An 11,700-nucleotide genomic window follows, 5' to 3' on the forward strand; every position below is an offset into this window, starting at 1 on the left:
CTCGGCGAACACTGACGACGCGCTGGATCTCCACCGGGGGTACCGCGTGTTCCCCATCGATGCGCACCGCATCGGTGCACGCCGCAGCAGCGGTGCACCACCAGCCCGGCACGGAAAGGTGCGGTTGACCGGTTTGCTCGTAGGTCAGCCCAGCACTTCTTCGATCGGGGCGTCGGCGTCCACGTAGCGCACGAGCTTGCGGTTCGCGAATTCCACGATGCCCACGTCGCCGAGTTCGCGCCCGTAGCCGGAGCGCTTGATGCCGCCGAAGGGCAGCTCCGGTCGGGACGCGGTCGGGTGGTTGATCCACACCATGCCTGCCTCAAGCCGGTCCGCGACCCCGCGAGCACGTTCCGGATCGGCGGCGAAGACCGCGCCTCCCAGGCCGTAGGGGGAGGTGTTGGCAAGTGCCACGGCCTCGTCCTCGTCGGCGGCCCGGTAGACCGTGGCGACGGGCCCGAAGAGCTCTTCCCGGTAGGCCCGCATGTCCGGTGTGACGTCAGTGAGAAGGGTCGGCTCGACGAAGGCGCCCGGCAGGTCGGGCCGCCCGCCGCCGAGCACCACCGTGGCTCCCTTGTCCACCGCGTCACGAACCTGCTCCATCAGGAGTTCCGCCGCGGCCTCGGAGGACAGCGGGCCGAGCGTGGTGGCGGGGTCGACCGGATCTCCCGGTTGCACCTCGCTCATCCGGTCACGCAGGCCGGCGACGAAGGCGTCGTAGACGTCGGCAAGGACGATGAAGCGCTTGGCCGCCACACAGCACTGCCCGGTGTTGCCCATCCGGCCGAGAAACGCGGCGTACACGGTGCGCTCGAGGTTGTGACCATCCAGCACGACGAAGGGATCACTGCCACCCAGCTCAAGGACGGACTTTTTGACATTGCGGCCGGCGATCTCGCCCAAGCTCACGCCCGCCCGCTCGCTTCCGGTGAGTGACGCTCCCTGCACTCGCGAATCGTCGATGATCTTCCCGACGTCTCTGCCCCGCACGAAAAGGTTGGTGTAGACCCCGGTTGGCACCCCCGCATCCGCGAACAGGCGCTCGAGTGCCAACGCGGACTGCGGGCAGCTACTCGCGTGCTTGAGCAGGATCGTGTTCCCGAGGACGAGGTTCGGACCCGCGAATCGGACGACCTGGTACAGCGGGAAGTTCCACGGCATCACACCGAGAAGGACGCCGATCGGCTCGTTCACCAGCACGGCCGTGCCCTCGGGCACCGGCAGGGGTCGTTCTTCCAGCAGCTCGGGGCCATGCTCGCCGTAGTAGGTGAGGATGTCGGACGCGAGGTCGACCTCCGCACGGCTCGAGTCGATCAGCTTGCCGACCTCGAGGGTCAGGAGGTGCGCCAGTTCCTGCTTACGCTCCCTCATGAGCCGGCCGGCGCGTTGCACGAGGGTCCCCCGGTCGGCCGCCGACCGGGCGCGCCAGTGCGGAAAGCCCGAGTGCGCCGCGTCGATCGCGCGCCCCACCTCCTCCACGCTCAGCGCCGGGAACTCACGGACCCTTTCACCGGTGTACGGGTTGACCGTGGCGATAGGGCTTCCCTGGGCAGTGGCATGGGCGTCCATGACGCCTCCCTGAGGTCGGGTGTCTCGGGTTTCCACGCCCGGACCCGCTCACACGTACTGATCCGGTCCCATGCCACGGCAAGCTGTGGGTAGTCGTGGTCCCCGCCGTCCGTGCGCAGGCGCGGGCCGGGTCGGCGTGGCAGGCGTGCAGGGGGGCCGCGCCGTTCGTCGCAACACAGCAGGGAACGAGGACGACCCATAGATGAGCAGGAATTCGTCCGTGCCCTCGCCGAGCGCACCGGACTGGGCCGGGAGGAGGCGGCGGACCTGACCTGGGCCACGCTGGGCCCCCGGGCTGAGCCCGGGCCAGGCCTGGGACCTGACCACCGGGCTACCCGAGGGCCTCGCGGAGGCGGTGCGCCGGGCAACCGATCATGCTGTGCCGCAGGTCGGCGACACGGCAGCCGGCCCGCCGAGGTCAGCGGGCCCACTCCTTGAGCCCGGACGCGATCTGACGAACGTCGAGCTTCCGGCTGGCGGTCTGCTGCACGAGGTCCGCAGGGCACACCTGGACGACCGCCGGCTGAGTAGCTGGCCAGCGGCTGCATCGTCCACGAGTCGCCCGGCGGAAGACGAAGCCGCGTCCTCGCCGCTCGTTCACGCCGGCATTCCAGGCTTGATCGTCGAGCTGTTCCGCCGCGGTGACCGCTCGGTGGGCCGGCCGCTCCCTGGCGACGCCCTGGTGGCGCGGATGCGACGGGGATTCCCCCCCGCTTGATGCATGCACGACCATTCACGGCGAAGTGACCTCGAGAAGTGCGCTGTGTGCCAAGTCGAGTGCGCTGCTCGCTCATGACGTCGTTGGTGCCCTGACGGAATCCTGTGTGGTGGTCGGCGCCGAGCGGCGTCTCGGCAGGGGGAGCCGGCCACCCATCAATTCGTCGACCGATGTCGTCCTGGCTGCCGTTCCGGGCGGCCCATGGGGAGGGACATGACGTACTTTCGTAAGCTGGCCGTCGCTGTCGCAGCAGCCGGTGCCGTTCTGGCTGGCGGACTGAGCGCACTGCCGGCGGCCGCGGCCCCCGCAGCCGCACCCGCGGCAGCCAACCGCTGCGCGCAGAAGGTCACGTGGAAGAACACGCGCACGGGCCTCTACCTTGATGCCAAAGGCGGAGGAGGTAAGCACACTCCGGTGGTCACCTGGTACCGCAATGGTGGAAGCAATCAGAAGTGGTGCCTGGAACGCGTGGCGGGCAGCCAGTACAACGAGTGGTACTTCCACCCCTCGTACAACACCCGCCTGTGCATGGACGTCCCTGGTGGCAACTACTACACGGGCGCGAAGGTCGTCCTCTGGACGTGCAACGGGCGTCAGAACCAACGTTTCGAGATCACCCATACCTCCGGGAGCTCGTTCTTCAGCCCGGACGGCGACCCGGTCAAGGGGTATTACAACCTGGGGGCAGGCGGGGCGGGTCAGTCCGTGACGCTGGTTCCCTCGGGCAGCAGCAAGACAACGATGTGGCGGTAGGCGACCCTAGCGCACGATCTGGGTGAAAGGTCGGCGGTCGCCGGTTCCGGTCCGTGTGTGTTTTCCAGCAGCCGGCGCTGTGCGGGCAGGAAGGTGTCCCACTGGCGGCGCTGTGCGGCGGTCCATGCGCCGAGGTCCTCGCCCTGTGCGATCACCTCGCCCGCCGCGAGGGTCTTCCCGCCGGCCCGGACGTGGGCGAGGGCGAGCCGGAAGCTGCGCTGCCAGGCGATGTCCCACTCGGGGCACCACCCGGGATCGCACGCCTCCAGCGCCTCCATGCGGGGCTGTGCCAGCTCCACGGCGGGGGCACGTCCGTGGGTTTCTCCGGCCGACGGGCATCGTTTCGCGTGGGAGCCGTCCGCCGCCGTCCTCAGTCGATGTCCTCGTGATCGTCCGTCGACGTCTGCTCGTTGCCGGCGGCCAGTGGAGGCAGGACGTCGTCCTCGCGCTCCTCGGGGCGACGGCCGTCGGACTTCTGGTTACTCAAGTCCTGTCGGACCGAGTCGAGGATCGTCAGGCCCTGGGACACGAGGCCGGCGGCGATCTCGCCAAGGCCGTCCGCGCCGTTGAGGACGTTGACGTTGGCACCCGCGAGGCCGCCGGCCGCCTCCTTGACGATTTGCGGCAGCTGGTCGATCAGCATCCGGTCAAGCGCGACCCGGTCATAGGAGGCAGCCGCCTCGGCCTGGACCTTCATCCGCTGCGCCTCGGCGGCGGCGAGGATCCTGACTCGCTCGGCCTGGGCCTCGGCGGGCTTCACGATCTCGGCTACCAACTGCTGCTGACGCAGCCGGGCCTGCCGCTGGGCCAGCTCGGTCTGGGCGGCGAGCACCTCCTGCTGGGCGTCTGCCTGCGCCAGCGGTCCGGCCTGGGCGGCCCTCGCTTGGGCGCGGTCCACCTCGGCCGAGTACTCGGCCTTGACGACGGCGGTCTGCCTGGCGTACTCGGCCTGTGCACGGGCCGCGGCCTGCTCCGCCTGGGTCGCCGCCTGAGTGGCCTGCGCCTGGGCGATCTGGGCCTGCCGCTGGATGGCGGCCTTGTGCGGTGCGGACATCGCGTCGATGTAGCCGGTGTCGCCGTCGTCGATCGATTGGATCTGAAGGGAGTCGACGGTCAGGCCGATCTTCGCCATCTCGGTCTTGGAGGTGTCCAGTACCTCAGCGGCGAGTTTCTGCCGCTCGGTGACGATCTCCTCGACCGTCATCGAGCCGATGATGGCCCGCAGGTGGCCGGCGAAGATCCGGCCGGTGAGTACCGACATCTGCTCCTGGTCAGAGAGAAAACGTTGACCTGCGTTGATGATGCTTTCGTGATCGTTGCCGACCTTGAAGGCGATGACCGCGCGTACGTGCAACGCGATGCCCTGTCTGGTCACACAGGTCTCGGTGACCTCGGACTCACACATCGACAGGGTGAGGAACCGGACCTTCCGGAAGACCGGGAGGACGAACTTGCCGTGTCCCGTCACCACCCGAAACGGAGCCCCGCCCAGACCCCGCCTGCCTCCCGAGATCAACATCGCCTCGTCGGGGGCGGGGACGCGGTATCCGAACATGCCTGTACTCCTCAGCCGGCGCCGGCGGTGTCCTCGCCGAGCGCGTCCAAAGGATCCACCCACTCCACGACACCGACCTCGCGGCATCCACGCGACTCGATCACGAGCACCGCCACACCCGCCGACAGGGGGTCCTCCGACCAGGCGAGAAAGGTCTCGGAGCCGCCCCTGACCCGGACCAGAATCTCGCCGGGTCCCGCGGATCCGCGAGTCCCGATGAGCACCGTCCCCGTGCAGCCGACCACGGCCTCGTCCTGTGGCATCACCGGGTCCTCCTCGCCCTGGCCCCCTCATTCCGACGATAAACCCAGTCCGGCCGGCACCCACGGACAAGGAGCACTCGCTGCGCCGCTGTGAGGCGCTCCGTGCGCCGGGACCAAGGGGTCTTGCCCAGACCAGGGCCATGCGGGGCACCGCTCGGCAGGTAGTCGCCGTACAGGGCGGGGCGCCCGGTCGCCGGGTCACGGGTGAAGGCGACGCCGCTGCCCGAGTCGTGGCCGAGGTTGCCGAACACCATACGCTGCACCGTGACGGCCGTTTCCAGATCGTCCGGGATGTGCTCGCGCCGCCGGTACAGCACGGCGCGTTCGGCGTTCCAGGACCCGAACACGGCGAGGATCGCCCGATGGAGCTGCCGGGCGGGAGCCTGAGGAAAGTCATGGTCGACGGTGCCCGAACCACCTGCTCGGCCTGCTCGTCCTCCACGGCGGTCTCCGTCATCAGACGCGTCTCCCTGATCATCAGATCCGCCGTTGAATCGGACACTCCCGTCAGCAGACCGAACCACCGCTCGACCTGGTTGATCCAGGAGGAGCCGGTCGGGGTGAAGTGGACATGGAAGTGGTGGTGCTTGCCGAACCATGTCTTGATCTCTGGGGTGTTGTGGGTGGCGTAGTTGTCGCACACCAGGTGCACATCGAGTCCGGCGGGAACCGCCTTGTCCATCGTGATCAGGAACTTCTTGAACTCGATGGCCCGGTGGCGGCGGTGGAGTTATGACAGTGCCGTCGGCGATGTTGAACGCGGCGAACAGGCTGGTGACAGCGTGCCGCAGGTAGTCGTGGGTACGCCGCTCGGGCACGCCCGGCCCATGAGTCACCCGGGTGTCGAGCGTCGCCGGCCCGGCCGTGGTGCCGGACGGGTGCCCGGAACCACGGCGTTCGCGTCTCAGCCGCTGCTCTCGGTGCTTTCACTCCTCTCGCTGATCTCGATGTGCCGGGGCTTTGCGACCTCGGCCTTGGGGACGGTGATGGCGAGCACCCCGTCCGACATCTGCGCATTGATCTTTTCGGTGTCGACCTCTCCGGGCAGCCGCAGCCGGTACTCGAAGGCTCCGGTGCGGCGGGTGCTCCGGCGCAGGACGCCTCTGCGTTCCCTCTCCTTGATTTCTCCGGTGACCACCAGCTCCTGGCCGTTGGCTTCCACGTTGATGTCCTTGCTCCTGACGCCGGGGAGTTCGATCTCGACGTGGAAGGCGTCGTCGGACTCCGTGACATCCGCCAGGGGTGTCCACGCGACTGCGGGTGCCACGCCTCCCACCGTCGATTCGATCAGTCCGCTCATCTCACTGAGCAGTTGGTCGAACTCCGTCAGCGGATTGCGTGCCCAGCCAAGGGGCCTGCCCTGCATTGCGCCGCCCCGGGGGCGCCGGACGGGCGTGGTCATTACCATCGCCTCCTTCTCCTTATCGAGATCTCCTCGCCCGCTGGGTTTCATCCAAGCCGGGCGGACTCCTTCGGACGTGTGTACGGGGAGCTGTCGGTACCGCCGGGCGCGGCCGTGTGGCCCGCGTAGCGGTGCACGAAGTGGATCCTCATCGCGCCTTCTCCGAAGATGCCGGAGGGGAAGCCGAAGCAGTTGTCGATGCGGGAGGACGTCCCGGCCTGGCCACCGGCGGCCAGGCCGGGATCACGGTCGTGCCGAGGCCCTCCGAGGCGGCGTTGACCGCAGCGGCGAGACCGGCCGGACCGGAGCCGACGATCAGCAAATCGCCGTGGCCGTTGCTCGACGGCGGGGGCGGCAGGCCGATGAACCGGGCCAGTTCGGCGTTGCTCGGATTGCGCAGCAAGGTCGTGTCCCGCCAGATCACCAGCGGTGTCTGCTCCGGATCAACCGAAAAGCGGCGCAGCAGCGCCTCGGCTTCCTCGTCCGTCTCCAGATCGATCCAGCGGTGCAGCAGCCGGTTGCGGGCGGCGAAGTCGCGCAGTCGCCGGGTGTCGGGTGAACAGCGCGAGCCGATGACGCGGAAACCGGCGCCCTGCCCGACGAGCAGAGCACGGCGCCCCAGACAGGCGCGCAGCACCACGCCACCAACAGCACCTGGTCGACGGCCGTGGCGTCGCACCCCGGGGAGAGTGGTCAGCTCGGTCATGTCGGCGACGTCCAGATTGGTCACGCCCCAGTAACGGATCTTTCCCGCCGCCATCAGGTCGGTGAATCCCGCAAGGGTCTCCTCCAGTGGCCACCGCCCCCGCCAGTGCAGAAGGTACAGGTCCAGCCGTTCCGTACGCAGCCGCCGCAGGCTGCGTTCGCAGGCGGCGACGGTGCCGTTCCGGTCGGCGTGTCCCGGCAGCACCTTGCTGACGAGGAGGACCTCCGCGGGCGGGCGGGGCCCACCGCGCGCGGCCTTGGAGTGCCGCCCGGCGTCGCCCCGTGGAAGGCCGTCCTTCCGGTGGGAGTAGCCGTGGTGCAGGCTGTGCGCCCGACTGTCGGCCATAGGAACACCCCGTCCCTCGAAGCCTCCAGAGAACCGAGCGGCATATCGCGTACCCGCTCACGGGCCGGCGTACCCGAGATGTGGGGATTCTTTCTCTCGTACTCGTAGGGCGATGGGACCTGTGCAGTCCTGACTGGCCAGACGCAGGCGTGGAGCCCCCCGGTTCGTCACTCTGGGGAGTGCCCGAGACCCTCCGTGTGCTTCAGTAGGAACCCGGCGTGGGCCACCTGGCGGCCCCTGTCGCACGGTCAGCCCCGCGCCCCAGGACAGGCCGCCCGCGACCTCGCCGGACGGATCAGAGACCCCGTGGGGCATGGCTGAGCAGCCACTGCACGCCAGACGGCACGCGAGAAGCGCAGGTCACCGTGTCGTGCAGGCCTTCCAGCCAGGGGAGGACCGGCGCTGGTGCCACGTCCGCGAGGTTCTGGTCTGATGAACACGGCCGAGCACGGGTATCTTCCGATCGGCAAGACACCGGTCGCGTCATAACACCTGACAGGCATGGCCAGAAGCTGGCCACGGACCAAGGCCAGCCACGTCGGCCGGACCCTCGAATGCAGTACCGGACAGCGCACATGCCGCGCAACCGCTTCTTCCTGCCTCCCGCCGGCCAGATGGATGTCAAACAAGCACTTGCGAGCGATTCTCATGACATGCGCGCAGCCGTATTCGGGGTGCAGAGATGTCCGACGCTACATGTTCTGGAACTCGTTCGGCAGTTGGGACATCACATCCTGGAACTCCGTGTCGGGGACGGCCTCTCCCAGAGTCATGAAAACCCCCGCAACGCCCCTGCGCGCCACGGCCTCATCGGCGCCCGCACGCTCACCCACTCGCCGGACGAACTCGGCAACGCCGAATTTCTGGGCGACATCCTCCGGTGGAACCAGGGGCGGGGCGATCTCGGCGGGCAGGACACCGGCCAAGTGCCTGGCCTCGCCGCCGGTGATCCGCTCGGCCAGCGTCAGCATCGTGGCCCGGGTCAGCTCCCTAGCCTGCTCCTCGGGCACGTGGGCCCGCCGGCTGACAAGCCGGACGAACTCGTCGCTGTCCATGGCGCCTCCAATCCTGCGACCCGTGACAGGTACCGCGCATGCACTGCCCCAAACGGCGATCACGGCCGGTGCCGAAAGCGCTGGTCACTGCCCGCCTTCTTCACCTTCCTCGGTAAAGGGGCGCACCGCGTCCACGCACCGGTGAGCATCCCGACCTCGGCGACGCCCTGGGCGTACGGGTGTTGCGGGTGCTGCCGCTCGGCCTGCTCGGCGGTGTTCGCCAGGATCTGCGCGGCGGCCTGAACCGCGGTGCAGGGCGGCACGTTCGATATTGCCGGGCATGGTGATCTCCCCTGGATTCGGGCGTCGGCACAGGATTCCCCGGAACGCTTCGACATCGCCAGCAGCCGGTTTTGCCGGGGATGCCATAGGTAGGGCACGAGTACGAAGTGCCCCCGGGACAAAAACAGGCCGGTCACGCAGCACCCGCCGTGACCGGATGCGGGGCGGATCTTTCACCACCCGGTCACCGGCCCCGATCGGCCTGGTGAGCGCAGACCCCCTGCCGCATCGTCGCGCCGCCGGGACTGTGACGCCACTCAAGCAGACGGGGTACCCGCATACACCGCGATCACCGTGTCCCGCCGGTGGCTGCACCTCCCTCAAGACTGCCTGTCCCCGCCCGGTGTGACAGCCGGCGCGGCGATCTTGCCGGTCGAAGAGGTCGGCGTCGGCCGCCACCGTCCACCGGTCCCTCCAGGGCGTGCCGGACTTGCCGTGCCGCGCCCTGCGAGGTCCACTGGCGTAGAGGGCTTCGCCGGGAAGGGGGCGTTCCATGAAACCGCAGGTACGCGATCCGATCACGCGCACGGTGCGCCATGGCGGCCGGGTCTCGGCGGTGCGGTCCCGATGACCGCCCACGTCGAACGCCTGGTGACGGTCGGCAGCCTGACCGGGGCGCACGACGTCCCTGTGCGGCTGGAGAACAACGTATGGATCGTGGGCGACGACGAACAGGTCCTCGTGATCGACGCCGCCCACGAGCCCGATCTCATCGCGGAGGCGGTCGACGACCGCCGTCTGGTCGCGATCGTGTGCACGCACGCGCACAGCGCCCACGTCGATGCGGCCGTGGAGCTGTCCGAACTGACCGGGGCGCCCATCCTGCTGCACCGCGACGACCTCAGGCTGTGGCACGACATCTACCCGGACCGCACCCCCGACGACGACCTGACCGACGGCCGGGAGATCGATGTCGCGGGAACGGAACTGACGGTACGTCACACTCCCGGACACACGCCGGGCTCCGTCAGCCTGTACGACCGAGTGCTGCACACCGTCTTCACCGGTGACACGCTGCTGTCCGACGGTCCGGGTATGGCCGGGCGGGAGGGCTCCGATTTCCCGAGGATGATCAACTCGATCCGTGAGCGGCTGATCTCCCTGCCGGCGGACACCGTGGTCTGCCCCGGGCATGGCGATGTCACGACCGTCGGCCTGGCGGGGCAGCACGTCGATGAGTGGGTGGAACGGGACCTTTGAACCAGGGCGCCACCCGGAGTTCCCGCGCGCCGGGGGGCTGGCTCGTATCCGAGTCACGCGCGAAGGGCTCGAGCGGACCGTCCATGGCTGGGCGTGGGGGACCCGGGCGCGTCATCGAAACCCTGGTAGGCGTGACCGTAGGCGTCCTGCTCAACCCGGTTGTGGCCCCGCCCGTTTGCGTGGGGCTGCCGACGATGCGACCAGGGACCTCGCGGCACGGCTGGAGGAGGCGCGGCGACTGGATCACCAGACCGCCGATGTGGACGCGGCCCTGGCCAGGGCCGCGGAGCGCCTGCGCCCGAATCCGCGGGGACGTCCGGCACCCGGCACCGGGCTGGTCCTGCGCAGCGGTCTGAACGCCATGGAGCACTGCGCCGTCGGCCTGCACTCCCTTTGTCGGACCTTCGCCGATCTACGACTCATGAACCGACTGGACATCGACAGACGCCCGCGGTCTCGCACACCGAGGACTGCCCGGGAGCCCGGCGCCGACGCGACCGGACCATGCCGGGAGGTCTGCTGCGTTCGCTGCGGTCCGGCGAACTGCGGGTGTGGTGGGTGGGGGGCGCCTGGAGCCGAGCAGGAGCTGGTCGTTCGGCCGCTCTGGACGATGAAGAACACATCGCGAGCTGGGAGGAACGATGCGGAACCGGACACTGAGCAAGATCGGCACACAGCTGTTGCGTCTGCGCCACGACTCGACACAGAGCTCACAGGACCGGGCGGCGCCGGCCGACTACGGACTGGACCACAGGCAGGTCGCCGAATTCGCCGCAGGCACGCTGGACGCGGAGGGCGAGGCGGCGCTCGCTCATCGGGTGGCGCGGCTGCTGCCCTTCCACTGGACCTGGCCCAACCGGGTCGCGGAGGAGATGTCGCAGATCATGGACCACGTCGGTGATCAGCGCGAGCTGATGGCCTGGCTGGATCGTCACCCCGGCCTGCCTCGGCTGGTGGCCCGCCTGTACGTCTTCATGGGCCTCCTCGACAGGTACAGCGCGGTGCCCGCGGTCGTGACCGCGATGCGTGAGTATCGGGAGCGGACACCGTATCCGCCGGGCCTGGAGCCCTACTTGGTGCCCGTCACCGATGACGACACGCTCGCGAGTATTGCTTTCAAGGTCGAGAATCTGCTCGGCGAGGAGCGGACCCAGGAGGCCATCGAACTGGCTCTGGCCACTGCGGCATGGCTGCAGCGGATCGCGCCGCGCGCGCGGGAACTCAGTCCTGAGGTCGGCGACTTGAACGAGCTGATGGGGCAGGCCCGACAGGATATCCGGGCGGCAGCAGCCGACATCTGAACACGACTGTCGATAGGGCGGTAAACGGTATGGCGGTGAAACTGAACGCGGTGGCGTTCAACCACGCAAAGAAACTGACAGAAGAGGGCTGGATCGTCCTGGACGACCGGGACGAGTGGAGCGAGCACCGGCCTTCGGCAGCGGACGAGAATGCCTACCTCGAGAAGCACGGATTCGATGAGTACGCCAGGTGGTACCTGGGCATCGACGACGAGATGGGAGAGGAGACCAAAGGGCGGTACAAGTTCCCCTACGGTGATTTCGAGCGCGTCCACCGCTGCGGTGTGCTCTCTGCCGAGGTACGCGCCGGACAGCAGAAATACGCGGACATCGAGAACGCCGCCGCGCACCTGCACGGACTGCTGGACGGCAGGCGGGCCGGGAACCGGTGACGGCACCGGATGAGTGCACCCTCACCCTCACCCTCACCCGCGCCCCGGCGACCAGTGACACTAACCTCGCGCTTTCGCGAGGTGGGGTGTCCGAGGCTTGATCAAATAAGCGGAGAGTGCTCCTGACCTGCAACGATGGGACTTGTCTAGGGTCCTGTT

At 68.6% G+C, this 11,700-nt stretch carries 12 protein-coding genes and 2 pseudogenes; 4 read left to right on the forward strand and 10 right to left on the reverse strand.

Annotated elements, in window-relative coordinates; all coding sequences use genetic code 11:
- Positions 1–144 precede the first annotated feature (144 nt).
- On the reverse strand, positions 145–1,569 hold the full coding sequence (locus tag AB0N63_RS29785) for an NAD-dependent succinate-semialdehyde dehydrogenase (RefSeq protein WP_365533653.1): 1,425 nt from the start codon (positions 1,567–1,569) through the stop codon (positions 145–147).
- A gap of 931 nt (positions 1,570–2,500) precedes the next feature.
- On the opposite strand from AB0N63_RS29785, the gene AB0N63_RS29790 reads away from it, so the two are divergent.
- The gene (locus AB0N63_RS29790) at positions 2,501–3,040 is read left to right on the forward strand and encodes an RICIN domain-containing protein (protein ID WP_365533656.1); all 540 of its coding nucleotides are present in this window, start codon (positions 2,501–2,503) and stop codon (positions 3,038–3,040) included.
- Here the strand turns inward: AB0N63_RS29790 and AB0N63_RS29795 are convergent.
- From AB0N63_RS29795 to AB0N63_RS29835, 9 genes and pseudogenes are all read right to left on the reverse strand, one after another.
- Entirely contained in the window at positions 2,986–3,339 is a 354-nt protein-coding gene (locus AB0N63_RS29795; RefSeq protein WP_365533659.1) for a helicase associated domain-containing protein, read from the reverse strand. The two genes, AB0N63_RS29790 and AB0N63_RS29795, sit on opposite strands and share 55 nt — an antisense overlap.
- A 71-nt stretch (positions 3,340–3,410) precedes the next feature.
- The gene (locus AB0N63_RS29800) at positions 3,411–4,595 is read right to left on the reverse strand and encodes an SPFH domain-containing protein (protein ID WP_365533693.1); all 1,185 of its coding nucleotides are present in this window, start codon (positions 4,593–4,595) and stop codon (positions 3,411–3,413) included.
- Between the two features lie 11 nt (positions 4,596–4,606).
- A complete protein-coding gene (locus AB0N63_RS29805; protein WP_365533695.1) occupies positions 4,607–4,858 on the reverse strand; it encodes a hypothetical protein in 252 nt (83 codons plus the stop codon).
- Positions 4,858–5,457, reverse strand: a complete 600-nt coding sequence (locus AB0N63_RS29810; RefSeq protein ID WP_365533698.1) for a PEP/pyruvate-binding domain-containing protein — start codon at positions 5,455–5,457, stop codon at positions 4,858–4,860. The genes AB0N63_RS29805 and AB0N63_RS29810 overlap by 1 nt, the downstream gene beginning before the upstream one ends.
- Positions 5,376–5,682, reverse strand: a pseudogene (locus tag AB0N63_RS29815) (transposase); the annotation flags it as partial. The pseudogene AB0N63_RS29815 and the gene AB0N63_RS29810, both read right to left, overlap by 82 nt.
- 80 nt (positions 5,683–5,762) lie before the next feature.
- Entirely contained in the window at positions 5,763–6,260 is a 498-nt protein-coding gene (locus tag AB0N63_RS29820; protein WP_365533662.1) for an Hsp20/alpha crystallin family protein, read from the reverse strand.
- A gap of 161 nt (positions 6,261–6,421) precedes the next feature.
- Positions 6,422–7,311 (reverse strand): annotated as a pseudogene (locus AB0N63_RS29825) (aldo/keto reductase); the annotation flags it as partial.
- A gap of 692 nt (positions 7,312–8,003) precedes the next feature.
- Positions 8,004–8,366, reverse strand: a complete 363-nt coding sequence (locus AB0N63_RS29830; protein ID WP_365533665.1) for a DUF2267 domain-containing protein — start codon at positions 8,364–8,366, stop codon at positions 8,004–8,006.
- A 59-nt stretch (positions 8,367–8,425) separates the two neighbouring features.
- Positions 8,426–8,785 carry a hypothetical protein gene (locus AB0N63_RS29835; RefSeq protein ID WP_365533668.1) on the reverse strand — a complete coding sequence of 120 codons (360 nt, stop codon included), beginning with the start codon at positions 8,783–8,785 and terminating at the stop codon, positions 8,426–8,428.
- A 430-nt stretch (positions 8,786–9,215) separates the two neighbouring features.
- Here AB0N63_RS29835 and AB0N63_RS29840 point away from each other — a divergent pair, with 430 nt between their 5' ends.
- From AB0N63_RS29840 to AB0N63_RS29850, 3 genes are all read left to right on the forward strand, one after another.
- Entirely contained in the window at positions 9,216–9,848 is a 633-nt protein-coding gene (locus tag AB0N63_RS29840; protein WP_365533671.1) for an MBL fold metallo-hydrolase, read from the forward strand.
- Positions 9,849–10,489: 641 nt separating this feature from the next.
- Positions 10,490–11,149, forward strand: a complete 660-nt coding sequence (locus AB0N63_RS29845; RefSeq protein ID WP_365533673.1) for a hypothetical protein — start codon at positions 10,490–10,492, stop codon at positions 11,147–11,149.
- 29 nt (positions 11,150–11,178) lie between these two features.
- Positions 11,179–11,541, forward strand: a complete 363-nt coding sequence (locus AB0N63_RS29850; protein ID WP_365533676.1) for a hypothetical protein — start codon at positions 11,179–11,181, stop codon at positions 11,539–11,541.
- The last annotated feature ends 159 nt before the right edge of the window (positions 11,542–11,700 follow it).

Origin of the sequence: Streptomyces sp. NPDC093260 (assembly GCF_040683715.1) — a bacterium.
GTDB lineage: Bacteria > Actinomycetota > Actinomycetes > Streptomycetales > Streptomycetaceae > Streptomyces > Streptomyces sennicomposti.

Bases quoted from the DNA above. Each gene is read 5' to 3' on its own strand.
- AB0N63_RS29785 (WP_365533653.1), bottom strand. From the start codon at position 1,569: ATGGACGCCCATGCCACTGCCCAGGGAAGCCCTATCGCCACGGTCAAC.
- AB0N63_RS29790 (WP_365533656.1), top strand. From the start codon at position 2,501: ATGACGTACTTTCGTAAGCTGGCCGTCGCTGTCGCAGCAGCCGGTGCC.
- AB0N63_RS29800 (WP_365533693.1), bottom strand. From the start codon at position 4,595: ATGTTCGGATACCGCGTCCCCGCCCCCGACGAGGCGATGTTGATCTCG.
- AB0N63_RS29805 (WP_365533695.1), bottom strand. From the start codon at position 4,858: ATGCCACAGGACGAGGCCGTGGTCGGCTGCACGGGGACGGTGCTCATC.
- AB0N63_RS29810 (WP_365533698.1), bottom strand. From the start codon at position 5,457: ATGGTTCGGCAAGCACCACCACTTCCATGTCCACTTCACCCCGACCGG.
- AB0N63_RS29820 (WP_365533662.1), bottom strand. From the start codon at position 6,260: ATGACCACGCCCGTCCGGCGCCCCCGGGGCGGCGCAATGCAGGGCAGG.
- AB0N63_RS29830 (WP_365533665.1), bottom strand. From the start codon at position 8,366: ATGGACAGCGACGAGTTCGTCCGGCTTGTCAGCCGGCGGGCCCACGTG.
- AB0N63_RS29840 (WP_365533671.1), top strand. From the start codon at position 9,216: ATGACCGCCCACGTCGAACGCCTGGTGACGGTCGGCAGCCTGACCGGG.
- AB0N63_RS29845 (WP_365533673.1), top strand. From the start codon at position 10,490: ATGCGGAACCGGACACTGAGCAAGATCGGCACACAGCTGTTGCGTCTG.
- AB0N63_RS29850 (WP_365533676.1), top strand. From the start codon at position 11,179: ATGGCGGTGAAACTGAACGCGGTGGCGTTCAACCACGCAAAGAAACTG.